Genomic DNA, 24,523 nt, shown 5'->3' on the forward strand with positions numbered 1-24,523 from the left:
ACGATCGATCGAACGAGAGACGAGATTCATGAAGCCCTTTACCGTCCATCGGGGCAAGGTCGCGGTCCTGGACTGGACCGACGTGAACACCGACCTCATCATCCCCGCACGTTACCTCAAGCGGATTGAGCGCGTGGGCTACGGCCCGCTTCTCTTTGCGGACAAGAAGTACGCGGCCGGCGGCGCTCCGCCGATCGACGAACCGGAAAAGTGCGGACCGCTCGATCCGGCGTTCCCCTTGAATCGACCTGAGAATCTGGGGGCGACGGTCCTCGTCGTCGGCAAAAACTTCGGTTGCGGTTCGAGCCGCGAGCACGCCGTCTGGGCCATCGCCCAGGCGGGATACGCCGTCGTCATCGCCCCTGGCAAGGACGAAGGTTTCGCCGACATCTTCGAAGGCAACGCCCTCAACAACGGCCTGCTCGTCGTCGAAATCACTCCGACCGAGTGGGAACAGATCGCCGAGATGTCCGGCCCCGGCGGTGCAGAGGCCGTCGTCGACCTGAAGTCGCAGACCATCACCGTTCAGAAGGGCGCGGCGACTGTGGAGGTTCCCTTCCACATTCCCGACACCCGCCGTGAACGGCTCCTGAAGGGGCTCGACTCGATTTCCGAGACGCTGCTCCTCGACGCCGACATCAATCGCTACGAACAGGCCGCTCCCGCCTGGCTCAAGCCGGCGTCGGCGTGACTGAGTCGTCCTCGCCCCGTCGCCGCTGTGGAAACGTGTGTCCCTTAAACACGCGAAACAGATAAACGAGCGACGGGATGAGGATGATCGACCCGCACCCCAGCGCGATCAGCAACAGCTTGAGTACGATCGGCGGAGCGGTGCTCTGCGCGACGTCGATGTGCGGCGGGACGATGTAGGGGTATTGGGCCATCCCCGCCCCCCACAGAATCAACGCCGCCTGCACGACGGCCGCCAACCGGGCCGTGCCATATCTTCGAAGGACGAGTGCGACCATTGCACCGATCGCCGCCGCTCCGGTGGCAAATCGAAGCGGTGCTCCCCACCTCGATCGATCCAGCCCTTCATAGATCAGCGGCGCGTTCGTACGGGCCAGCAGATAGACGACCCAGGCGATCAATCCCAGCGAGACGGCGGAAGCCAGCGCCTTGGATCGAAAGTCCTCCTGGAGATCTCGGTCCGACGTCTCGGACGTGAGATAGACTGCCGCCAGGTAGGCGAACAGGTTCAGAGCGAACAGTCCCACAGCCAGTGGGAAAGGCTGAAGCCACGTCGAGAACAGTGGAATCGCGCCGCCGGCCTCGGCCGCACGTCCCGGCTCCCCGGTCGCGATCGCGCCGATCACGGCGCCGAGGAGGATCGGCGTGACGACGCTCGGGATTGAGAAGACACGATTCCACCGCTGTCGGGCAAGCTCGGTGGCGTCGTAACTTCGGAAGGTGAACGCCGACCCCCGCAGCACGATCCCGATGAGCATCACGGAGAGCGGCACGTGCAGCGTCGTCATCACCACGGTGAAGGCCGCTGGGAAGGCCGTGAAGAGGAGCACGATCACGACGATCAGCCAGACGTGATTGGCCTCCCAGACGGGACCGATCGCCCTGGCGATCAGGTCGCGCTGGGCCTGCTCTCGAGGTCCCCGAGCCAGGAGGTCCCAGACCCCCGCGCCGTAGTCGGCGCCGCCCAGCAACGCATAGACGATCAAGGACATGAGCATCGCCGTCGCGACGCCTTCGGCGGGGGGGATCGTCGTCAGGAAACCCATCAGTGGAAACCCTCCGCGGAGGTCGTGAGTTCATCCGCCCGTGGACTGCTGCGGAACTGGTGCAACAGGAGGAGGACCACGACAACTCCCAAACCGGCATAGAGCGCCGTGTACACGAGCAACGAGAACCATAGCCCCGGAACAGTCGTCACGGCCTCGGTCGTGCGCATGACTCCCTGGATGATCCAGGGCTGTCGGCCGACCTCGGTGACCGTCCAGCCAGCCTCGATTGCGATCATCCCCAACGGGCTCGCCAGCGCGGCGGCCCAGAGGAACGGCGAGGACGTTGGCACCCGACCAGAACGCCACCAGGAAACGGCGCCCCACAGCGCGACCCCTGCCATCGCCATTCCACAGGCCACCATGAGCTGGAACGCCAGGTGGACGACGACGACCGGCGGCCTCTGGTCGCTGGGGAACGCATCAAGGCCTTTGACCTCGGCGTCGGGGTCGTTGTAGGCCAGAATGCTGAGACCGGCGGGGATTTCCAGCGCGTAACGCGTCGTCTCGGCCTTCGGATCGGGGAGGCCGCCGATACGAAGCGGAGCACGACGCTCTGTCTGGAATTGCCCCTCCATCGCTGCCAGCTTCGCGCCTTGTGTTTCCGCGACGACCTGGGCGGCGTAATGGCCGCTCAAAGGCTGGAGCAGAGAAGCGCCGCCGCCGATCGACAAGGCGATCCCCAACGCAGCGCGGTGGAACGGGTTTTCGCGGTCCTTGATCAAGAGAATCGCATGAACGCCCGCCACCAGAAGACCGGTCGCAGCGTAAGCCGCCAACGTCATGTGAAGCGCCTCGCTGATCATCGCCGGATTGGCGAGCGCCGCGATCGGATCGATCTCGACGGCCTGACCATGCAGCAGCCTGAACCCGGCCGGCGTGTTCATCCAGGCGTTGACTGACAGAACGAGCGCACCGGAGGCCGCACCACTGACCGCCACCAGCAGTCCCGACAACCAATGCGCGATGGCGGGGATGCGATCCCAACCGTAGATGTAGACGCCAAGGAAGATCGCCTCGGTGAAGAAGGCAAAGCCCTCCAGCCCGAAGCCGACGCCGATGATTGGACCGGCGAATTTCATGAACGGGGGCCACAGGAGCCCCAACTCGAAGGATAGGACGGTTCCCGAAACCGCACCGATGGCGAAAAGAATCGCCGCCCCCTTCGCCCAACGTCGAGCCAGCAAACGGTACTCGGGGCCGCGACCCCGCAACCAGCAGGCCTCTGCCACGCACATCATCAACGGCAGTCCGATTCCGATGGCGGCGAAGATGATGTGGAAACCGAGCGACATCGCCATCTGAAGGCGAGCAGCCAGAAGATTCGACATGGCTCCTTCGATCTCGTTTTGTTCGATGACTTCAACGGATGGTCAGACGTTTCGTATAGGCCTGAGACTTCGATCGAGGTGTGACTCGCTCCGCCTCTTTCCAGGCGTCCCTCATTCGGACAGGAACGCGCCTCCCCCCAAAGCATGCCGAGATCGACGAGAATCGACCAGTTCGACCAGACGATTTTTTCAGGAATTTGCGAAATATTCGGCCGGCGTGATTCTCTTACCGCTTGGTTTTGCGGTCTTCATCGTCCTACTCCCGGAGATCTGAAGGCTGAATGGAGAAAGTGAATGCGGCGACGTCGCCGGAGGGCCTCTGGCAACATATTCTAACAGGGTCGCGGCCGTTTCAAGTCGCTTCCCCGTCGGGAGTCCCGTCCAGCAGGGCTTGATATGAGGGAGGGCCTAAAGTTGACTTTGATGCCAAAGTTACTTACCATTAGGCCGGTTCGAACGGCCCTCCTGGAGTCTTGACGAGTCATGGCTACCGTGACGGAACTCTTTTCGTCGGAAGACATTGCCGAGGCGAACAGGCTTCTCTCCACCGCCGCCCCCACGGAGATCCTGAAATGGGGAGTGGAGCGGTTTGGGTCGCGGCTCACGATGGCCACGGCGTTCGGACCCGAAGGCTGTATTCTGATTCACATGCTGGCGGAGATGGGAGCGGGCGTCCGCATCTTCAACCTGGACACCGGCTACCAGTTCCCTGAGACGCTGGCGTTGCGGGAACAACTGATGGAGAGGTACGGCGTCGAGATCGAGTTGATCTCCGCCGAAACGACCACCGCTGAGTACGAACGGCAGCACGGCGGACCGTTATACGTTTCCAACTCAGACCAGTGCTGCTATGATCGCAAAATCGTTCCTCTTCGCCGCGCCCTGATCGGCTACGAAGCCTGGATCACGGCGATTCGAGCTGATCAATCCGCGGCGCGAGCGCAGGCGAAGACGGTCGGCTGGGACGCCAAGTTCAGCCTGGTGAAGGTGAATCCGCTGTTGAAGTGGACGCGGCGCGACGTCTGGGCGTTCATCGTGTCCAACAAGATCCCGTACAACCCTCTTCACGACCAGGGTTTCCCTTCGGTCGGCTGCTATCCCTGCACGAGGGCGGTCGGAGCGGGCGACGACGAACGGGCCGGCCGCTGGGCCGGCCAGGCCAAGACCGAGTGCGGTCTGCACTCGCTGGACAGCAGCCAGCTCTGAGATGAACTTGTTAAGGCCGGCGTGCTACGGCTTGAGGCCCAGGACCCGATGAAGGTATCCGCAAAAGCCGAGTACGCCTGTCTCGCCGTGCTGGCTCTCGCGCGGCAGGGTCCAAACGCCCCTCCCCTCCGTATCCGCGACATCTCGGAATCGCACGGCATCCCCGAGCGTTATCTCGTCCAGATCCTGCTTCACCTGAAAGGGGCGGGGCTGGTCGTCAGCACTCGGGGAGCCTCCGGCGGCTATCAACTCGCGAAACACCCGGAGTCGATCTCCATTCGAGAGATCCTCACGGCTGTCGACGGTCCCGACGACTCCTCACGCGAAACGCCCACGGCGGACCGTCGCGCGGCGCAAATCCTGAACCGTCTCTGGGATCGAGTCCGTGAGGCCGAGCGAGCCGTTCTCGACCAGACTACCGTCGCCGCGCTCGTCGCGCAGGCGACGCCTCACGAATGGACCATCTAAACCTTTCCCCTTCGGCCATGGATACCAGGCCGATTCGATAAGCCAGGGAGATTTCCGATTAGCGCCGGGAGCGGGACGAAAGGGACTTTGAATACGCCTTACGGCGGGAAACTCGTCGACCTCATCGTCAGTCCCGAGCGTGCGGCGGAGATGAAGGCGGCCGCCAAGGATCTGGTCAGTCTGACGCTCGACGAGCGGGGTGTCTGCGATCTCGAACTCCTCAGCGTTGGAGGCTACTCGCCGCTGAAGGGTTTCCTGGGGCGGGCCGACTACAAACGGGTCGTCCACGAACAGCGCCTTGCAGATGGGACGCTCTGGCCGCTCCCCGTCGTACTCCCCGTCAGCCCGAATGAGGGTGTGTCTGAAGGGAAGCCTCTCGCGCTCCGAGACGTCTACGGCAATCTCCTGGCGGTCCTTCACGTCGAGGAGATCTACCGCGTAGACAAACAGGCGGAGGCTCTCCACGTCTACGGGACGATCGACGAGAGGCATCCCTCCGTCGCCTACCTCAGCCGTATCTCCGACCACTACGCCGCGGGTCGCCTGGAAGTGGTCCGCACGCCGCCTCACTACGACTTCGTCGACCTGCGTCAGACGCCCTCTGAACTCAGGGCGTACCTCGACTCCCTGGGATGGTCCCGAGTCGTCGCCTTTCACACGGACGCGCCATTGCACCGTCCCCAGGAAGAAGCGACGAAGCGGGCCGCCCAACAGATTGGGGGGCTGCTGATCCACCCAGTCGTGGGAGTGACCCGGCCCGGCGACGTCGATCACTACACCAGGATCAGGTGCTACCGCGCGCTCGTCGACGATTACTACGAGCCAGGCTCAGTAGCGCTTAGTCTGCTCCCGTTCGCCACGCGCATGGCCGGTCCACGTGAGGCGGTCCTTCACGCGATCATTCGCCGAAACTACGGCTGCACCGACCTGATGGTCGGCCTCGACCATGTCGGTCACGGCCTGGATTCCGCTGGAAAGCCCTTCTACGAGCCCGACTCCGCTCAGCAAGCCCTGGCGACGTTCGGGGAGGAGATCGGCATGGGGATGGTCGTTACCAGCCCCATGGTTTATCTCCCCGACGTGGACCGTTACGAGAGCGTCGACGATGTTCCGCAAGGGGCGAAGACCGCTGTCCTTTCCAGCGATCAGATCCGCGAGGAGTACCTCGCGCGGGGTCACCAACTCCCCGGGTGGTTCAGCCGTCCCGCCGTCGCGGAGATTCTTCAGGAGACGCACCCGCCCCGCTTCCGTCAGGGCCTGACGATCTGGTTCACCGGACTCTCGGGGTCGGGGAAGAGTACGGTCGCCCAGGCCCTCGTCGAACGGCTGGCCGAGTACGGTCGCAACTGCTCGTTCCTCGACGGCGACGAGATTCGCACCCATCTTTCCAAGGGGCTCGGCTTCAGCAAGCAAGACCGCGACATCAACATCCGTCGCGTCGGCTACGTGGCCGGTCTGGTTGCACAGCATGGCGGCACCACGCTCTGCTCGGTCATCAGTCCGTACAAGGCTGGTCGCGACGAGGCGCGGAGAGCCTCGAAGGGGAACTTCATCGAAGTCTACTGCTCGACTTCGCTTGAGGTCTGCGAACAGCGTGACGTGAAAGGCCTGTACGCGAAGGCCCGCGCAGCGGTCGCCGCCGGAAGTCCTCTCGGCTTCACCGGGATTGATGACTCCTACGAAGCTCCCGACAACGCCGAGGTGGTCCTGGATACGGGGAAACAGGGCGTTTCTGAGTGCGTCGAGGCGATCGTGCAGAAGCTTCTAGGACTCGGCTACATCTTGCCCCACGGCCATGCGTCCCTCTGAACCCGAAACGGACGAGTGTGGGTTGTCGACGCTCAGGCACCGCTGGAGCCGTCCACGCAAGCGCCGTCTGAAAGTCGATTGACCTATCTCCCTGCAGGTCGAGAACCCTCGACCCAACGAGCCAGTCGACGGACTCGCTGGTCCTGAACGGGGGATAATCCTAGAGGCGCCTTGCCGCCGATGCGGTAAGAGTGAATATTAAAAGATAAGAATCAAAGCCCTAGGGTCGTAGGGCTTGAGCACCACCGCGACTCCATCCGTTACGGATGCGCCAATGACCGCGACGGTCTCCTCATCGAGGGAACTCGCCGGAGGCGTATGCGTCCGATCTCGATCATGGACGGGTCGCCTCAGGACATTTCACAAATGCGCACTCTCTTCACTCTGTTCACCGCGGCGGTCCTCAGCATCGGCCTCTTTACTGGCCTTGGTTGCGCCGGTAACGCACCAATGGATCCCGCCGATGAGGCCAAGCTCGTTCAGGACCAGAACGCCGCGATGGAACGCAACCATGCCTTACATAAGGAAACGAAAGCCGGTGCGCATAAAACGGCGAGGCGCTCAAGTTCAAGCGCATCGCCGGAGGCTCAGTACAAGGCCGATTGACCCTGGCTTGGAGAGCTGAACTCCCGATTCCCGCGATGGAAGCCGGGAGTTCACCGCCCTTGATTCGACACGCCCCGTCTCAGAGATCGGCGTCGAAGACGCGGACCTGCTTCCACTCGTGTTTGTTCTCTTCGATGAATTTTAGGTGCCGCGGCGCCACCTGATAAACGTCGTGAGCAGCCTTCGATTCGAAGACGACGTGAAGAACCACGTCGAAGGCTCGATCGTTCACGGGACGGTCGAGCTCCTTGTTCAACGTGCCGACCCCGAAGAAGACCGTTCCCGGATGGTCGGTCAGATACTTGCGACAGGCGGCGAGGAGCTTCTCGACGCCAGCCGGCGACGAATCGTGCAGGCTGAAGAAAACGCTGTGGGAGAGCATCGGTCGGTCCAGTGGGAAGAGCGAGGAGGGATCGGATTCAAGAGGACGCTCGGGCCGTCCCCATCAAGGTCCGGACGGTATGGGAGTCGACGGGGCTGATGACCCCGCGTTCCGTGATGATTCCTGCGAGCAGATGAGCGGGAGTGACGTCGAACGCGGGATTGTAGACGGCGACGCCCTCGGGAGCCGTGCGGCGTCCGAAGCCCTCGGTCACCTCGCGAGGGTCGCGCTCCTCGATCGGAATCCCCGTCCCGTCGGTCAAGCTGAGATCGAAGGTGCTCGACGGCGCGGCGACATAGAACGGGATGCCGTGGGCCTTCGCGAGAACAGCGACGCCGTAGGTGCCGATCTTGTTAGCCGCGTCGCCATTGGCCGCGATGCGGTCGGCTCCGACGATGACTTTCTGGATCTTGCCTTCCTTCATGACCTGTGCGGCCATGTTGTCGCAGATCAGCGTCACGTCGATCCCACGTTCCACCAACTCCCAGGCTGTCAGTCGGGCACCTTGGAGAAGCGGCCGGGTCTCATCCGCGAAGACGCGAAGGCGCTTCCCCTGTTCGTGAGCCGAGAACATCACCGCCAGGGCGGTGCCGTAATCGGCCGTGGCGAGCCCGCCGGCGTTGCAATGCGTGAGGACGCCATCGCCATCGGTCATCAACTCGGCTCCGTGACGGCCGATGGCCCGGCACATCGCGCGGTCCTCCTCGGCGATGGCGTGAGCCTCGTCCAGAAGGCTTTCAAGGAGAGGCTGTCGACCGGCCAGCGCGGCGTCTCCCGCGGCCTGCATACGGTCGAGCGCCCAGAAGAGATTGACCGCCGTCGGTCGGCTGGTGCTGAGGTGGGCCGCTGCCTGGGAGAGCGCCTGTCGAACCGTGTGGGGATCCGAGACCCCTCTCGATCGAGCGCCGATGACGGCTCCGTAGGCCGCCGCGACGCCGATGGCCGGCGCTCCGCGAACGCTCAAACGCTTGATGGCCTGCCAGACCGACTCGACGTCGTCGCAATCGATTTCGACGAACTGAGTCGGCAGCAGAGTCTGATCGATCATCCGAAGCCGCCCTGTCGCGGCGTCGCCAATCCACTCGACGGTTCGGAACGTCGTTCCGGCCCCCTCGCGGGGGCCGGATTGAGTGACATCGTCGCGGACGACGCTCATTCCTCGTCCTCGTCCAGATCCTCCTCGTCGTCCCCCTCGGATTCCTCAGGGTCGATCCACGAGTAGAATTCGGCGTAGACGTCCCAGATGCTGAGCAGGGCGTTGCGGACGTCGCCCGGCTTGAGCTGGGCGTGAGCGCCAGAGTAGCCGGCCACCTCGGAGGCGATCTTCAGCAGCTCCAGATTCTGACGCCGCATTTCCAGGAAGATCTGGCTCTGGGTGTCGAGTTCGAGGGCCTCTTCGAGAGCCTCCTCGACGTCGTGCTCATGGTCGTGATCGTGGTCGTGGTCATGATCGTCGTGGCTCATCGGCGTGGCGGCTCCTTGTATTGCCGATCGAGAGGGATGGGAGAAGCCGGACCGGCATCGACGTCGAACATCGAGCGGCGACGATCCGGAGCGGTTTACGAGAGACTCGATGACTTGGGTTCAAACCGAGACGATGGCTTGCCAGTCGTCGAAAGGAAGCCCGAAGGTCCTGGCGACGGCCTGGTTCGTGACCCGACCGTAACACACGTTGAGCCCCTCGGCGACTCCAGGGTCGCGTTCGGCGACGGCTCGCCAACCGTGTTTAGCGAATTGGAGGACGTAAGGGAGTGTGACGTTGCACAGGGCGTAAGTGCTCGTCCTGCCGACCGCGCCGGGCATGTTCGTGACGCAATAATGGACGACGCCGTCGACGACGTACGTGGGCGAGTGGTGCGTCGTCGGTCGACTGGTCTCGAAGCAGCCCCCCTGATCGATGGCCACGTCGACGATCACCGCGCCGGGTTTCATCCGCGAGAGATCCTCACGGCGAACCAGTCTGGGCGCCCGGGCGCCGACGACCAGAACGGCGCCGACGACCAGATCGGCCGCCTCAACGGCCTCGCGGATCGTGTGCCGGTCCGAGTAGAGGGTCGTCACGTTCTGAGGCATGACGTCGTCGAGATAGCGGAGACGGTCGAGATTGATATCCAGGATCTTGACGTTCGCGCCCATGCCGGCGGCGACCTTCGCCGCGTTCGCGCCGACGACGCCGCCGCCAAGGATCGCGACCTCGGCCGGAGCGACTCCAGGCACCCCGGCGAGCAAGATCCCGCGCCCCTCCTGAGGCCGTTCCAGGAATTTGGCGCCCTGCTGGATGCTCATCCGGCCTGCGACCTCGCTCATCGGCGTCAGCAGCGGCAGGCCGCCGCGAGCGTCGCGGAGGGTCTCATAGGCGATCGCCGTTGCTCCACTCTCGATCACGGCGCGGGTCAGCGCCTCGTCGGCGGCGAAGTGGAAGTACGTGAAAAGCGTCTGGCCGGAGCGCATCCGGGGCCATTCCGCGGCCAACGGCTCCTTGACCTTCACGATCATGTCGGCGCGGGTCCAGATGTCCGCCGCGTCGGCCACGAGCTCCGCGCCGGCGGCTTCGTACTGAGCGTCGGCGAGGCCGCTCCCCTGCCCTGCACCCGCCTCGACGAGGACCTGATGACCGGCGTGGGTCAACTCCTCAACGCCCACCGGCAGCATCGCGACGCGATACTCGTCCGCCTTGATCTCCTTGGGCACACCAACGATCATCGGCCCGTCTCTCCCACCTCGGAACACCGTCCCGAGTTTCGGCGTCGTGCGTCTCAACACGACGATTCCTCATAAACATTCGATCAGACGGCGGGCCCTGAATCAAGGGCCCGGCTCTCGACGTCCTCCGCCGGTCGTTTCGTCCTTCTCAACTCAGCTCGAACTCCACGCCGAATCGCTGAAGTGCAATCCGGAGACGATCGAGCTGATCGTCCGAAACGACGACAGAGACTGGACCTAGCCGCTCGCTGAGAAGGGGCCCGGTCTCGGGGTGTTGCATGATTCCGTCAAGCAATTCGGCCGAGGGGGCCGTGAGAACCAGAAGCCGTCGAGCGGGCCAGGGCCTCCGTCCTTTCGCTTCCGTCGGCCGCATCATCAGGCGGACGGCCGGGGTGGGGGCTTCGCCTGTACGGCGGAGAAACCAGTCCGCCAGGAGAACGGGAGTCAGGCCCGCCTCGGCCGCTCGGCCGAGCGTCGTCGCGGTCACACTGAAACGCCTTCGAGATACGCCCCGCCCGGGTGAGGGGGGATTTCGTTCCTCATCGGCGAACCGCGACAATTCCGCCTCGACGAGAAGATCCGAGCGAGCTGGGTCGAGCGTGAGCGTGACACCGTCGGCCTCGACCGTAACGCAACGCTCAGGGGGAAGGCGGTAATCGCGCGATGCTGTTGTGCTGATCCGCGAGGTGGGAACTTCCTGGGGATTCTCGACCAGGATGAAACGGTCGCCTACCGGGACGAAGGGACGACGAGCAAGCCCTTCGGCGGTCCACGAGGCAATCGCCTGGTCTCGTTCCGCCGCGCCGTTGAACTCGATCAGAGTCGCCGATGAATAGAAGGTAACCTGCTCGCGGCGGTCGGCCCAGCGGTCGACGGCGTCCTTGACGGCGCTCGGTAGGACGCGCTGGCTGTGCCTGGCCAACGTCTCCTGAATCTGATGCGGAGAAAGGCCCCACTCCAGACCCATCGTGATCGATTCCTGAGTCAGCCTCAGTTCGACCGCTGCGCCGATCTTGAACCACCAGGCGAACTGACTGAGTCGACCGATCAGTGGGGGCGTCAGCCCCTGGCGATAGGCGATGACTTCCAGGTTGGGCTGCACGAACAGGAAGTGCTCAAAGGTCGGCCGAGCGGGGGGCGGCGGCCCCATCGCCAGGACGTATCGGCCCAGGGCCGTGAGCTGGACGACGCGCTTCCGCGAGCCGTCCTCCTCCCCAGATCGGACCAACCCGAGAGTGTAAGCGCCTCCCACCAGAATGCGTTCGAGAACGCGAGCCGCTTGCGCTTCGCGCGACGGGCCTGCACCCTTCTTCGCCGACGCTCGCCCCCGTCGCTGGCCCGTCGGATTGGATTCGTCATTGAACCCGACGCGCTCCCAGCCTGGTGTCAGCATATCGAGCCGCGCGGCGAGCTCGTCCAACGTCGTCCAGGCGTCGGGCTCCAAGGTCGCCAGCCAGAGCAGGACGGCTGGACGTAGGAAGACCACGGGCGCGTCGGTCTCCGAACCGTCCTCGGCCGCCTCCATGGTCTCGTTCCAACTCCGCAGCCCGAGCCAGGCGGAAGCGACCATCTGAGGGAGGTGTACCGCGTTCTCGGTCCAGAACTCAGCGGGTGCGGCGTTCAACGACTCGTCGGACTGGTCGACATGGATCAAGCCGACGCGGCGGGCCAACCCCATCCAAAGGGTCGGGAGCGCGGGGAGCTCGACCAGAGCGTCGTCGATGGGCGCGGAGAGGACGCCGTCTTCTTCGATTCGCTCGCGATCCCGCTTGTAGAGCACTCCCTGCTGGGTGCGCCGGAGGGGACCGGCCCCAGTGCGTTGCCAGAGCGCGCCCAGCCGCAGGATCGCCTCGAGGCCGTCTGACTCTCGCACCTGCACGACGCTCGCGGCGGTTGTCAGTGGCGGATCGGCCGGAGGTCTGAGCTTGGCGACGTGGACGAGCGCCGGATGAGGCCAGATTTCGGCGAGGCTGGCGGATTCGGTCGAGAGGGATGAGGGATCGACCCCGGGAGCTTCAAGCGGGGCCTCCAGGACGAGCAGACCTCGGCGGAGGAGACTGTCGACGACCTCGCCGTCGAGGCCCAGCGCCGCCGTCGCGTGGCGGAGGCCGGCCAGCGGCCAACTCCGCGATTCCGTCAGGCCGAACAGGCCGAGGGTCAGTCGATCCCCGTCGGACAACTGCTTCCGAATCGCGGCGGACGATATCGGATCGTCCAGCATCTCGGTCAACTCGGCGGCGAGGGTCGAGGACCGCATGGCCTCCGACTCGTGCCCTCGCTCGGCCGCGATCGACCGCAAGGTCGGGAACGGCAGCCGCGCCAGGAGCGTCCGGAAGACGAAGCGAGGGTCGGCGTCCGCGGCGAACAGTTCGGGAGGTCGTCCTCCTCGATCGGCGGAGCTGCTGGGTGTCGAGGCCATGTGGTCGTCTTATCCTCGGCTCAGCGCACGACTCGCGGGGTATGTCCCATCTTCCGTAGCTCATCGACGGCGGCGTCGGCCTCGTCCGGCTTGACCAGCAAGACCGTCTCGGAAAGACGAGCCAAAATCAGACGGGCGAGGGCCTTCCTCGCGAGCAGCTCTTCGGCGAGCACCGCTTCAGCCGTGCGAATCAAAGTCACGTTCCTGTGGAGTTTCACCGGGGTCCGTGTGTTCGCTCGCGTCATCGGGCGTATCCAGCGTCGATAAAAATCACTTGTAACGTCACCCGGTGGCCTTGCTCGGATTCTGGATCGAATGGTCGAGGTCCGACTCGTCGAGGATCTCGTAACTATAGCCTTGCTCAGTCAAGAAGAGCTGCCGGTGATGGGCGAAGTCCATCTCACGAGTGTCGCGCGTCACCAGCGTGTAGAAGCAGGCGGGGCGCTCGCCCTCCTTGGGACGGAGGATCCGCCCCAGACGCTGGGCCTCTTCCTGACGGCTGCCGAAGGTTCCGGAGACCTGGATCATGACATTGGCGTCAGGCAGGTCGATCGCGAAGTTGCCCACCTTGGAGAGAACCAACCTGCGGATCTCGCCCTCGCGGAACCGTCCGTAGAGTTCCTCACGCTCGGAATTCGGCGTCGAACCGGTGATGAGCGGAACGTCGAATCGCTCGGCGAGACGCCTAAGCTGTTTGAGGTACTGGCCGATGATCAGAACGCGATCCTCGGGATGATCGTGGCGAATCAGAAGGCGCTCGACGATCTCCTCCTTCACCGGATTCTCGCTGGCCAGGCGGAACTTGTCGCGCCATTCGGCGATGGCGTATTCCATTCGCGCGGCGGGCGGCAGGCCGAGGCGGATCTCATGGCACTGGGCCTCGGCGATCCACCCTCGCGATTCGAGCACTCGCCAGGGGACGTCGTACTTCTTCGGGCCGATGAGGCTGAAGACGTCTTCCTCGCGGTGGTCCTCGCGGACGAGAGTGGCCGTCAGTCCCAGTCGCCGGCGGGCCTGAATATCAGCGGTGAATCGAAAGACGGGGGCCGGCAGCAGGTGGACCTCGTCGTAGATGATCAGGCCCCAATCCCGGCTGTTGAAGAGGCCGAAGTGGGGGAAGTCGCCGTCCTTCTTCGGCCGGTAGGTGACGATCTGGTAGGTCGCGAGCGTCACCGGGGCGATCGTCTTCGATTCGCCCGTGTAGGTTGCGACCTGGGATTCATCGAGATCCGTTTTGTCGAGGATCTCTCGCCGCCACTGCTCGACCGAGGTCGTGCTGGTGGTCAGGACGAGGGTCTCGGTTTTGATCTCGGCCAGGGCGGCGATCCCGACGATCGTCTTCCCCGCGCCGCAAGGGAGGACGATGACTCCAGAGCCCCCCTTGACGTCGCCGCCGGCGTGGAACGTATCGACGGCTCCCCGCTGGTAGTCGCGAACCTGGAATGAGCTGCCAGACTTCGCGACATCGCGAAGCGCCACGGCCAACGCCGCGCCCTGGGCGTAGCCGGCAAGATCCTCGGCCGGATATCCAACGGCGATGAGCCCCTGCTTGAGGACGCCCCGGTCCAGGTCACCCACGGCGAAGCTGACGTCGTCAAGACGCTCGCCGAGGTACTCGCGCACCCCCTTCTGTCGAGCGAGTTCCTCAATGAGCGGCTTGTCGGCGGCGATCAGCCGCAGGATCCCATCGACGCGCCGCAGCTTCACCCTCCCGTAACGGCCGACCAGATCGCGAAGATCGGCGGGCAGGCTCGTGGGCAGCGGGAACTTGGAATAGGTCTCCAGCGCCGAGACCATTTCGCCGGCCGACATTCCTGCGGCGGCGGCGTTCCAGAGCGAGAGCGGCGTCAATCGGTAGGTGTGGATGTGTTCGGGGCTTTTCTCCAGTTCGGCGAACGGCGCGATGGCGTCGCGGGCCTCGGCGTGCAGCGGGTTGTCCACTTCCAGGAGGATCGTCTTGTCCCCCTGGACGATCAGCGGGTTGGCCGGGTTGTACTGCATGGGCTCCTTGCCGGATCGAGTCGAGTCGAGTGGGCGGGACGAACAGGCCGTCGAGTCCGCGTCGCCTGGACCATGGAACGCGAACGTTCCATGTTAGACGGCCGCGACCACGAGTGGCAAGGTCACGACCCCCCTGGCGGAAGCTCGACCCGGACTCGATTCCGGTACAACCCAGCGCAATGGCCGACGCAGTCCCATCCCCGACCTACCGAAGTCGCCGCAAGAGTGATGTAAATCGACGCCGAAGAAGCAGCCTCATCTCCCGACAGGCAGAACTCAATCGCATTGACGGGCGCGCCCCATCCTGCCGTCGGAGACAGCCGTGTGTCGACCTGGGACGACCAGTCTTCCAGCACGATCTTCGCGACTGCGGCCCCCTGATCATGGAGGGTGATCGACAAAGGTTCCGATCGTCCCAACCGACCCGACGCCAGTTCGTGAAACGGCCCCTTCTCTCCGCTGGTCGCCTCAACGACCCGGAATCGGCTCGCTGCGTCCAGAAAGGCGAATCGCAGGGGGCGTCCGAACGGGTAATCCATCGGACGAACTTCGACCTGCGTCTGGGGGCAGGGCGAGAAGCTCAGGGAGAGTCGTTTGTGCCCTGAGAGGTCGATGTCGCAGAAAGAGTTCAGGTGAGACCAAATCGTCTGCGGGAGCCTCGCCGACGCATCCATCTGGACCACGCCATCGGCCAGCGCCTCGACGCGGAGCGAAGCTTCGTAGTCCGCCTTGTACAGAAGGTCGAGGCCATGCTCATGCGACTGGGCTCCGATCAGACTCAGGACTCGGCCTTCGCGAGTCCGTGCCGGGACGAAGACGGTCGGAGCACCATCAGACGATCGTTCCAGAAACCGCAGGATCGGTTGCACCGTGATCCTCAGAGGCGACTTCCGGAGCGTCGTCGAAGCGTCGCCTGGGCTGACGAAAACGTCCTCCCCTATCCCTCCCGAGATCTCTCCGACGCCCCGAATGCGACCGAGATCCAACGCAGTGCCAGCCGGCTGCGTCTGGGCCGAGTAAGGTCTCAGGAGCACGGGCAGAGTCGCGCCGAGGAGGAGCCCGCCGAGCATCGCTATCCGCACACGCCATCGAGGGGCTGTCGGAGCATTTCGAAAGTATGTCGCGAACCCGATTGCCATGAGCAGACCGGCCGCCAGTGGGAAAGCGGCGGCCTTCGCGAACGTCGTCGGAAAGACGACGCGGCTCGAGACCGCTCCGGCAACCCAGAGCGTTGGAAATACGGCAAGCACAACCCGCAAGGCGTCCATGCGACCGAGGCAAGCGGCGGCGAGACCGAGAACGACCCAGATCTGAATCGCGATCGGGAGGATCGAATTCGTCCAGAATCGAGGATGAGCCGTCGGAAAGCCCGCCGGCGCCAGCCACCACCACGCGACCCCAGCGATTCCATGCCCCGCCAGGACGAACAACCACAAGATTCTCCAGGGCGCGGCCATCGCTTCCGCCTCGAGGATTCTGAAATCAGCAGTCCCGTTCTCAACGACAAACGTAACAGATAAACGAAAGGCTGCAACGCCGACAGCCTCGGGCGAGCGATTTCATACGCCCTCCCTTGACGACGAAGGAGCCATCGCCTTAGACTGACTCACTCACAATTCGGCGCGCATCTTATCCAGAGTGGCTGAGGGAAGGGCCCGACGACGCCACAGCAACCGGTCCACCGACGAGGTGGATGCTGGTGCTAACTCCTGCCCATAGCCTTCCGTTCGAATCCCGGACGACATCCGGGAACGACGGAACAGGCGAAACATGGGATAGATAAGATGGTCTTCGGCGGCGGCGCTACATCGTGGCCCCGCACCCGATCCCACCTCATCCCCCATCCCGTTCCCTGGATTCGATGCGTCTCGAAGCGGACGGCTGTTTCGCCGACCGCGTCAGCATCGCGAATCTCCCTGGATACGGGGGTTGAAACTGGTGTCAGGCGAACTGGTCACGGGTCTGAAGTGTCGCCTCTGCGGCAAGATGTACCCCAAAGAAGCTCTCAATTTCTGCACCGAGGACTTCGGGCCGCTGGAAGTGGCCTACGATTACCAGGCCGTCAGCCGAACATTCTCCCGCGAGGCGATCGCGACTCGCCCCAAGACCATGTGGCGTTACCGCGAGTTGCTCCCGATCGACGGCGAGCCGACCGTCGGCCGTCACGTCGGCGCGACCCCTTTGATTCGTGCCGATCGACTGGCGAAGGAGCTGGGCGTCGCCGAGCTTTACATCAAGAACGACGCGGTCAATCATCCATCGCTCTCGTTCAAGGACCGCGTCGTCGCGGTCGCCCTCTCGAAGGCCGTCGAGCTTGGATTCGAGACCGTCGGGTGCGCCTCGACGGGGAACCTCGCCGGCAGCGTCGCCGCCAACGCGGCGGCGGCGGGGCTCGACTCCTACGTCTTGATTCCCGAGGGGCTGGAACAGGGCAAGGTCCTGGGGGCGACGATCTACGGGGCGAAGGTCGTGGCCGTCCGCGGCAATTACGACCACGTCAACCGGCTTTGCTCGCAGATCGCCTTCCGCTACGGCTGGGGATTCGTGAACGTCAACCTCCGCCCCTTCTACGCCGAAGGGTCGAAGTCGATGGGCTTCGAGATCGCCGAGGATCTCGGCTGGCGCGTCCCCGACCACGTCGTCGCGCCGATGGCCGGAGGCAGCCTGATCGGCAAACTCCACAAGGCGTTCCGCGAGCTAGAGTTGCTTGGGCTGCTCGACGGCCCCGTGAAGACGAGGATGTACGGCGCCCAGGCGACCGGCTGCAACCCGATCTCCAACACGGTGAAGACGGGGGCCAACAAGGTCAAGCCGGTGCGCAACCCAGACACGATTGCCAAGAGCCTCGCCATCGGCGACCCGGCGGACGGCTGGTTCGCCTCCAACTTGATTCGCGAGACGGGCGGCTGGAGCGAGGACGTCTCCGACGAGGCCATCGTCGACGCCATGCGCCTCCTCGCCGAAACCGAAGGGGTCTGGGCCGAGACCGCGGGCGGCGTTACGCTGGCCGTTGCCCGCAAGCTGATCGAAGAAGGCAAGATCGACCGCAACGGCTCGACCGTCCTTTGCATCACGGGAAACGGGCTGAAGACCCAGGAAGCTCTCCTCGACCACCTGCCCCGCCCCGTCGTCATCCAGCCGACTCTCGAGGATTTCGAGGCGATCGTGGATCAGCGGGGCGACTTCCCCGCGATTCCCTCCGACACGCTGCTCGCCGCGAAGTGAAGCCACGGTAGGCGAGCGATTCCATCAAACATTCCGAGTCCGTTTCTCCGTCCGACGATCAGGAACCTCCCCATGCCGCTCGTTCGAATCCCCACTCCGCTGCGTCCTCAAACGGGAGGGCTCGACAAGGTCGAAACCGTCGGAGCGACCGTCGGAGCCGTCCTGGCCGATCTCGGCCGCCAGCATCCGTCGATCCAGGAACGTCTCTTCGACGGCGCTGAGCTTCGCAGGTTCGTCAACATCTACGTCAACAACGAGGACATCCGCTTCCTCGACGAGCTGGATACGCCCGTCGCCGAGAAGGACGAGGTCAGCATCATCCCCGCCGTCGCCGGCGGCTGACCTGATAGTTCCAACGATCGACCCGAATTCGCCCGCCCGGAGCCCGACCTGACATGGCCGCCCCCGCCTCGACGACTCCCGACCCGCTCGACCGCTACTCGCGACAGGTCCGTTTCCCCGCGATGGGAGAGGACGGCCAGCGAGCCCTCATGAAGAGCCGGGTTACGCTCTGCGGGTGCGGCGCGCTCGGGACCGTGCTGGCGAATCACCTCGCCCGCGCGGGAGTCGGTCATCTTCGGATCATCGACCGGGATTTCATCGAGACCCATAACCTCCAGCGTCAGATCCTTTTCGACGAGCAGGACGTCGCCGACAACCTTCCCAAGGCCGAAGCCGCGGCGCGGAAGCTCCGGCTCATCAACAGCAACATCGAGATCGAGCCTGTGGTCACGGACATCGACCACACCAACGCCCTCGACCTCATGGGCGACGCCGACCTGATCCTCGACGGCACCGATAACTTCGAGACCCGCTACCTCATCAACGACGCCGCAGTGAAGCTTGGCAAGCCCTGGATCTTCGGCGGCGTGATCGGCGCCGAGGGTCAGACGATGACGATCATCCCCGGCGAGACCCCCTGTCTCCGCTGCGTCATCGAGACGGCCCCCCCGCCCGGGATGACGCCCACCTGCGAAACGGCCGGAGTGCTCGGTCCGGCGGTCTCGGTCATCGCCTCGTTCGAGGCCATGGAAGCGCTCAAGGTCCTCACGGGGGCGAAGCAGGCGTACAACCGCGACCTCATCATGGTCGACCTTTGGGACTGGACCTTCCGCCAGCTCAAGATCTCGGGACTGCTCGGCAAGGTGGACTGTCCCTGCTGCAAGCACAGGAACTTCGAGTGGCTGGAAGGGGCGATGGGTTCGCACACGACGGCCCTTTGCGGTCGCAACGCGGTGCAGGTCGCCAGCCGTCGGCCCGAGCCGCTGAAGTTCGGCGAGATGGCCGAGCGGCTCAAGGGCGTCGGCGAGGTCCGCCACAACGCCTTCATGCTCCGGTTCGCCACCGAGGGCTATGAGTTCACCGTCTTCCCCGACGGTCGAGCCATCATCAAGGGGACCAACGACATCGCCAAGGCGAAAACCCTCTACGCCCAGTTCGTGGGCGCTTGATCGTCCGTTTCTCGGAGTCCGTCATGATCTACCTGGACAACGCCGCCACCAGCTTCCCCAAGCCCGAGCCGGTTTATCAGGAACTCGACCGCTTCGCCCGCACGTCGCTGGCCAACCCCGGCCGAGCGGGGCATCGCATGGCCATGGCCGCCGAGAAGACGCTCGACGACGTCCGCCACGCCCTCAACCAGTTCTTCCGCGGCGAGTCGCCCGACCGCTGGGCCTTCACGCTCAACTGCACCGACGCCCTCAACATGGCGATCAAGGGCGTCCTGCGCGACGGCGACCACGTCGTGCTGACGGATCTGGAGCACAACTCGATCAGCCGTCCCATCCGCGCCCTCGAGAAGGCTGGTCGGATCACCTCGACCCGCGTCGTCTCGCGCGAAGGCTACGTTACAGCCGAGGACGTCGCCGCGGCGATCACTCCCAAGACCCGCCTTGTGGCCATGACGCACGCCAGCAACGTGCTGGGAACCGTCCAACCGATCGAGGACGTGGCGAAGGCCGTTCGCGCCGCCGACGCACTCCTTCTGATCGACGCGGCCCAGTCCGCAGGCGTGGTTCCGATCGACCTGAAGGAAACGCCGATCGACCTTCTCGCTCTCCCCGGCCACAAGGGGCTCTACGGTCCGACCGGGACCGGGACCTTGTATCTCGGCCCCCGAGTCGATGGTCGGGTCAATGCCTGGCGCGAAGGAGGCACCGGAGGCGATTCGTCGAGCGAAACCCAGCCCGATCTTCGGCCTTACTTCTACGAGGCGGGCTCGCCCAACGTCCTGGGCGTGGCCGGCCTGGGCAAGGGCATCGCCTGGGTCGCCGAGCGTGGAGTCGAGGCGCTCCGCAAGCACGAGGTCGAACTTCTCCAGCAGGTCGTCGATTGGGCGGAGCACGCCGACGGCTGGCGCGTCGCGGGACTTTGGGACCCTGAGCGGCACGCGGGGGCTCTCTCGCTGTTCACGCCGGAGGGGATCTCTCCGCAGGAGTTGGCCGGCATCCTCGACGTCTCATTCGACATCGCCGTTCGACCGGGACTTCACTGCGCTCCTTACATCCACCGGAATCTGGGCTCGTTCCCGGACGGGCTGCTGCGACTCTCGCCGTCGCCGTTCACAAGCCACGACGACATCCGGCAATTCCTGGACGCCTTGTCGGAGATCACGGCAGGCGTCGTGTGAGGACCTCGGGGTTTCGCCGAGAGCTGCGTTCCGCATAAGATTGAGGCTGCCGCTCCTCGTCGACGCGAGGGGCGACGGCCTCTTTCTCGTAGGGTTTCAAACGAAGGATTCCCGCCCGATGTCGCTCGCCGGCCTGTTCGCGGTCCTCGTCATCGGCCTTAATTTGCTCGCCCTGCCCTTCGTCCTGATGCTGCTCCTTTCGGCGGTGTCAGCGATGTTCTCCTCGCGGAAGACGAAGCTTCTTCAAACTCCGGAATCACGCTTCCTCATTGTCATTCCCGCCCATGACGAACGAGTCGGCATCGCCCAGACCGTCCAGAGCTGCAGGGCGCAGGACTACCCGATCGAGCGTTTCTCAGTCCTGGTGATCGCCGACAACTGCACCGACGACACCGCGGCCATCGCGGAAGCCGAGGGCGCGGAGGTCGTCGTCCGCCAGACCCCCGACAAACGCACGAAAGGATACGCCCTTGAGTATCTGATCGAGCAGCTCCAGGCTTCGGGCCGGTTCGATCAGCTTGAGGCTCTCGTCGTCATCGACGCCGACACCGTCGCCTCCGCCGACTTGCTGCGAAAGTTCGACGCCAAGATTCGCGAGGGGCACGACTGGATTCAATGCTACTACACGGTCGCGAACGCCGACGCCTCGTGGCGGACGCGGCTCATGACGTACGCCTTCAGCCTGGTTAACGGCGTCGCCCCGTTCGGGCTCTTCAAGCTGGGCCTCAGCTCGCCGCTGAACGGCAATGGGATGTGCTTCACCACTCGGGGCCTGCGTCGCGTTCCCTGGAAAGCCTATGGACTCGTCGAGGATTACGAGTATTCCTGGATCGTCCGGATGGCCGGCGAGCGGATCGCCTTCGTCCCGGACGCGACCGTGAAAGCGACGATGCTGGAACAGGGAGGCGAAGCCGCCGCCAACCAGCGTCGGCGCTGGGAGTTCGGCCGCAAGGAGATCAAGAAGCGGCTCTTCTGGAAGGTCCTTCGCGACCGCCGCATGGGACTTCTCGAACGCCTGGCGTCGGCCGTCGAGTTGAAGACGCCGCCGATGATGAAGTTGCTGGCTGGTCTGGCGTTTCTGGCGATCTTGAATATCATCGCGGCTCTGGCGTTCGCCGATCCGCTGGTTCATCCGGCGGCATGGGTCCTGTTGGGCTCGTGTCTCTTGATGATCGCAGCGGTCGGGCTGTACGCTCTGTCGCCGTTCGTCGTCTTCGACCTTCCGCTCAGCTATCTCGGGACTCTGGCGTACATTCCGATCTACGCGATCTGGAAATTGACCATCAAGCTCGGCGAGAAGCCGACCCAATGGGTACGGACCGCCCGTACCGCCGAGCGCTGAGGTGCGAGGCCTCCCTTCCGCCGCGGAACGGAGGTGCATCTTGTAAACCCCGTTAGAATGCTGTCAGATGGGGTCGTTGCCAAGGGTTCTGGGAAGGGCGAGTCGAGGTATCAAGGATGCGGCTGACCCGCATCCCGCCATCCACTCAAAGTCCCCGTTCGGTCGACCCGAACGCCGGCCCTTTTTGTGGGCAAGTTCGCATACGCTCTGATGCGGTCGCGCTCTCGTCTGACGCGTCCGTGGGCGTTGCAGGAGAAGAAAATCGATGTCCGTTCGCGTCGGTATCAACGGTTTCGGTCGCATCGGGCGCCTGGTCTTTCGAGTCCTGGCCCAAAACCCCAGCAAATTCGACGTCGTCGCGATCAACGACCTGGCTGATCCCAAGCACCTGGCTTACCTGCTGAAGTACGACAGCGTTCACGGCCCGTTCGACGGCACCGTCGAAGCGGCTGAGAAGGCCCTGATCGTCAACGGCAAGAAGATCGCGATCACGTCCGAGAAGGACCCCGTCAACCTGCCGTGGAAGTCCCTCGGCTGCCAGATCGCCCTTGAGTCGACCGGCTTCTTCACCAGCAAGGAGCAGCTCAAGAAGCACCTCGACGCCGGCGCCGACCGCGTCATCCTGAGCGCCCCCGCCAAGGATGAGCTGGACGCCACGATCGTTCTGGGCGTGAACGACTCGGTCATCAGCAAGGACCTGAAGATCGTCTCGAACGCCTCCTGCACGACGAACTGCCTGGCCCCGCTCGCCAAGGTGCTCAACGACACCTTCGGCATCGAAAAGGGCCTGATGACGACGATCCACGCCTACACGAACGACCAGCGCGTGGCTGACCAGATCCACAGCGACCTCTACCGCTCCCGCGCTGCGGCGATCAACATGATCCCGACCAAGACGGGCGCCGCCAAGGCCGTCGGCGAGGTCATCCCCGAGCTGAAGGGCAAGCTCACGGGCTTCGCCATGCGGGTTCCGGTTCCCGACGGCTCGGTCGTCGACCTGACCGCGATTCTCAAGAAGAGCGTCACCAAGGACGAGGTCAACGCCGCGGTCAAGGCCGCCGCTGAAGGCCCGCTCAAGGGGATCCTCGAGTACAACCCGGATCCGATCGTCTCCAGCGACATCGTCGGCAACCCCCACTCCTCGATCTTCGTCCCCGACCAGACGATCGTCATGGACGGCACGATGATCAAGGTCCTCTCGTGGTACGACAACGAGTGGGGCTACTCGAACCGCACCGCCGAGCTGATCGAGAAGCTGGGCGCCCTCTGACCCGACTTTGATCCACGACGGCGGGGGGCTCTTCCGAGCCCCCGCCCTCTCATCCGGCCCGCTTCGACGCCGTCCCCGGTCCACCGGGGCCCGTGACGGAGCGGGCCTTGTTTCTATACTCCCATCAGGATACTCCGATGCCCAAGCAGACGGTCCGCGACCTCGACGTGAAGGGGAAGAAGGTCCTCGTCCGGGTCGACTTCAACGTGCCCCAGACCAAGGACGGCGAGGTCGCCGACGACCGCCGGATCCGCTCCGCCCTGCCGACGCTCAAGGACGTCCTCGACCGCGGCGGCTCGCTCATTCTCATCAGCCACCTCGGCCGCCCCAAGGGCGACCCGGCCACCGACGCTCCGTTCAAGCTCGACAAGGTCGCCGCCAAGCTCTCCCAGTTGATCGGCAAGCCCGTGGAGAAGGCCGACGACACGGTCGGCCCCAGCGCCCAGAAGCTCGCCGCCGACCTGAAGCCCGGCGGGATCCTGGTACTGGAGAACGTCCGCTTCAACAAGGGCGAGAAGAAGGGGGACCCCGAGTTCGCCAAGGCCCTCGCCTCTCTCGGCGACGCTTACGTCAACGACGCCTTCGGCACCTGCCACCGCGACGAGGCCTCGATGGTCGCCCTCCCCGAGCAGTTCCCGGCCGACAAGCGGGCGATCGGCTTCCTCGTCGAGAAGGAACTCAAGATCCTCGACACCCTCCTCAAGAACCCCGGCCACCCTTATGTGGCCGTCATGGGCGGAGCGAAGGTGTCGGACAAGATCCTGGTGATCGAAAGCCTGCTGAAGGAGGTCGACAAGATCCTCGTCGGCGGGGCGATGACCTACACCTTTCTGAAGGCCCAGGGTCACGAGATCGGCAAGAGCCTCGTCGAACTGGACAAGCTCGAAGTGGCCAAAAAGCTGCTCGAGACGGCCGGCGGCAAGATCGTGCTTCCCGTCGATCACCTGATCGCCGACAAGCCGAGCGAAGGCGCCGAGACCAAGGCCACCGAAGGCGTCGACATCCCCGAAGGATGGTTCGGGATGGACATCGGCCCGAAGACGATCGCCGAGTACGCCAAGATCATCAAGGAAGCCGGCACGGTCGTCTGGAACGGGCCGATGGGGATGTTCGAGGTCGAGGCCTTCGCCAAGGGAACGAAGGCCGTCGCCGAGGCCCTGGCCGAGTCGAACGGCGTGACCGCCGTCGGCGGCGGCGAGTCGGCCGAGGCCGTTGAGAAGTTCGGCTACGCCGAGAAGGTCAGCCACGTCTCGACGGGCGGCGGCGCCTTCCTCGAATCGCTCGAAGGCAAGGCGTTCAACTCGATCAAGGTCATCCCTGATCGTTGATCCTCGCTGCCGCGACGAGACGACGAGGCCCGCGCGACCCGACACTCCGGGTCGCGCGGGCCTGTTTC

Annotated in this window: 22 protein-coding genes and 1 riboswitch; of the genes, 12 read left to right on the forward strand and 10 right to left on the reverse strand. The window is 64.4% G+C overall.

Annotated elements, in window-relative coordinates; genetic code table 11:
- Window positions 1–28 precede the first annotated feature (28 nt).
- Window positions 29–691, forward strand: coding sequence for a 3-isopropylmalate dehydratase small subunit (gene leuD / locus G5C50_RS04035; protein WP_165065299.1), 663 nt, complete (start codon window positions 29–31; stop codon window positions 689–691).
- Here leuD and G5C50_RS04040 read toward each other — a convergent pair.
- Window positions 672–1,736, reverse strand: a complete 1,065-nt coding sequence (locus tag G5C50_RS04040) for a cytochrome d ubiquinol oxidase subunit II (RefSeq protein ID WP_165065302.1) — start codon at window positions 1,734–1,736, stop codon at window positions 672–674. The two genes, leuD and G5C50_RS04040, sit on opposite strands and share 20 nt — an antisense overlap.
- On the reverse strand, window positions 1,736–3,067 hold the full coding sequence (locus tag G5C50_RS04045) for a cytochrome ubiquinol oxidase subunit I (protein WP_165065305.1): 1,332 nt from the start codon (window positions 3,065–3,067) through the stop codon (window positions 1,736–1,738). Before G5C50_RS04045 ends, G5C50_RS04040 begins: the two co-directional genes overlap by 1 nt.
- A gap of 483 nt (window positions 3,068–3,550) precedes the next feature.
- Between G5C50_RS04045 and G5C50_RS04050 the strand changes: the two genes are divergently transcribed.
- The 4 genes from G5C50_RS04050 (at window position 3,551) to G5C50_RS04065 (ending at window position 7,156) form a co-directional block, all read left to right on the forward strand.
- The gene (locus G5C50_RS04050; protein WP_165065307.1) at window positions 3,551–4,273 is read left to right on the forward strand and encodes a phosphoadenylyl-sulfate reductase; all 723 of its coding nucleotides are present in this window, start codon (window positions 3,551–3,553) and stop codon (window positions 4,271–4,273) included.
- 48 nt (window positions 4,274–4,321) lie between these two features.
- Entirely contained in the window at window positions 4,322–4,741 is a 420-nt protein-coding gene (locus G5C50_RS04055; protein ID WP_165065310.1) for an RrF2 family transcriptional regulator, read from the forward strand.
- Window positions 4,742–4,828: 87 nt separating this feature from the next.
- A complete protein-coding gene (locus tag G5C50_RS04060) occupies window positions 4,829–6,550 on the forward strand; it encodes a bifunctional sulfate adenylyltransferase/adenylylsulfate kinase (RefSeq protein ID WP_165065313.1) in 1,722 nt (573 codons plus the stop codon).
- A gap of 318 nt (window positions 6,551–6,868) precedes the next feature.
- Window positions 6,869–7,156, forward strand: a complete 288-nt coding sequence (locus tag G5C50_RS04065; RefSeq protein WP_165065316.1) for a hypothetical protein — start codon at window positions 6,869–6,871, stop codon at window positions 7,154–7,156.
- Between the two features lie 79 nt (window positions 7,157–7,235).
- Here G5C50_RS04065 and G5C50_RS04070 read toward each other — a convergent pair whose 3' ends face one another.
- The 8 genes from G5C50_RS04070 to G5C50_RS04105 form a co-directional block, all read right to left on the reverse strand.
- On the reverse strand, window positions 7,236–7,538 hold the full coding sequence (locus G5C50_RS04070) for a Dabb family protein (RefSeq protein ID WP_165065319.1): 303 nt from the start codon (window positions 7,536–7,538) through the stop codon (window positions 7,236–7,238).
- Window positions 7,539–7,575: 37 nt separating this feature from the next.
- Complete coding sequence (gene mtnA, locus G5C50_RS04075; RefSeq protein ID WP_165065322.1) at window positions 7,576–8,694, reverse strand: S-methyl-5-thioribose-1-phosphate isomerase; 1,119 nt, start codon at window positions 8,692–8,694, stop codon at window positions 7,576–7,578.
- Window positions 8,691–9,002: a hypothetical protein gene (locus tag G5C50_RS04080; protein ID WP_165065325.1), complete on the reverse strand. Its 312-nt coding sequence runs from the start codon at window positions 9,000–9,002 to the stop codon at window positions 8,691–8,693. Before G5C50_RS04080 ends, mtnA begins: the two co-directional genes overlap by 4 nt.
- Before the next feature lie 120 nt (window positions 9,003–9,122).
- Window positions 9,123–10,241: an alanine dehydrogenase gene (gene ald / locus G5C50_RS04085; protein WP_165065328.1), complete on the reverse strand. Its 1,119-nt coding sequence runs from the start codon at window positions 10,239–10,241 to the stop codon at window positions 9,123–9,125.
- A 148-nt stretch (window positions 10,242–10,389) separates the two neighbouring features.
- The gene (locus G5C50_RS04090) at window positions 10,390–12,660 is read right to left on the reverse strand and encodes a helicase-associated domain-containing protein (RefSeq protein ID WP_165065331.1); all 2,271 of its coding nucleotides are present in this window, start codon (window positions 12,658–12,660) and stop codon (window positions 10,390–10,392) included.
- A gap of 20 nt (window positions 12,661–12,680) precedes the next feature.
- A complete protein-coding gene (locus G5C50_RS04095; RefSeq protein ID WP_165065334.1) occupies window positions 12,681–12,905 on the reverse strand; it encodes a hypothetical protein in 225 nt (74 codons plus the stop codon).
- A gap of 37 nt (window positions 12,906–12,942) precedes the next feature.
- Entirely contained in the window at window positions 12,943–14,661 is a 1,719-nt protein-coding gene (locus G5C50_RS04100; RefSeq protein WP_165065337.1) for a DNA repair helicase XPB, read from the reverse strand.
- A 122-nt stretch (window positions 14,662–14,783) separates the two neighbouring features.
- The gene (locus G5C50_RS04105; RefSeq protein WP_165065340.1) at window positions 14,784–15,530 is read right to left on the reverse strand and encodes a hypothetical protein; all 747 of its coding nucleotides are present in this window, start codon (window positions 15,528–15,530) and stop codon (window positions 14,784–14,786) included.
- Window positions 15,531–16,287: 757 nt separating this feature from the next.
- Window positions 16,288–16,406, forward strand: a riboswitch (SAM riboswitch).
- 193 nt (window positions 16,407–16,599) lie between these two features.
- Here G5C50_RS04105 and thrC point away from each other — a divergent pair.
- From thrC to G5C50_RS04140, 7 genes are all read left to right on the forward strand, one after another.
- On the forward strand, window positions 16,600–17,886 hold the full coding sequence (thrC, locus tag G5C50_RS04110; protein WP_165065708.1) for a threonine synthase: 1,287 nt from the start codon (window positions 16,600–16,602) through the stop codon (window positions 17,884–17,886).
- A 72-nt stretch (window positions 17,887–17,958) separates the two neighbouring features.
- Window positions 17,959–18,228: a MoaD/ThiS family protein gene (locus G5C50_RS04115; protein WP_165065344.1), complete on the forward strand. Its 270-nt coding sequence runs from the start codon at window positions 17,959–17,961 to the stop codon at window positions 18,226–18,228.
- Between the two features lie 53 nt (window positions 18,229–18,281).
- Window positions 18,282–19,337: a ThiF family adenylyltransferase gene (locus tag G5C50_RS04120; RefSeq protein ID WP_165065347.1), complete on the forward strand. Its 1,056-nt coding sequence runs from the start codon at window positions 18,282–18,284 to the stop codon at window positions 19,335–19,337.
- Window positions 19,338–19,360: 23 nt separating this feature from the next.
- Window positions 19,361–20,515, forward strand: a complete 1,155-nt coding sequence (locus tag G5C50_RS04125; protein WP_165065350.1) for an aminotransferase class V-fold PLP-dependent enzyme — start codon at window positions 19,361–19,363, stop codon at window positions 20,513–20,515.
- A 118-nt stretch (window positions 20,516–20,633) separates the two neighbouring features.
- Complete coding sequence (locus G5C50_RS04130; protein WP_165065353.1) at window positions 20,634–21,857, forward strand: glycosyltransferase family 2 protein; 1,224 nt, start codon at window positions 20,634–20,636, stop codon at window positions 21,855–21,857.
- Window positions 21,858–22,122: 265 nt separating this feature from the next.
- Entirely contained in the window at window positions 22,123–23,127 is a 1,005-nt protein-coding gene (gene gap, locus G5C50_RS04135) for a type I glyceraldehyde-3-phosphate dehydrogenase (protein WP_165065356.1), read from the forward strand.
- Between the two features lie 137 nt (window positions 23,128–23,264).
- Window positions 23,265–24,455: a phosphoglycerate kinase gene (locus tag G5C50_RS04140; RefSeq protein WP_165065359.1), complete on the forward strand. Its 1,191-nt coding sequence runs from the start codon at window positions 23,265–23,267 to the stop codon at window positions 24,453–24,455.
- Window positions 24,456–24,523 lie beyond the last annotated feature (68 nt).

The sequence above is a fragment of the Paludisphaera rhizosphaerae genome (genome assembly GCF_011065895.1).
GTDB classification, from domain to species: Bacteria; Planctomycetota; Planctomycetia; order Isosphaerales; family Isosphaeraceae; genus Paludisphaera; species Paludisphaera rhizosphaerae.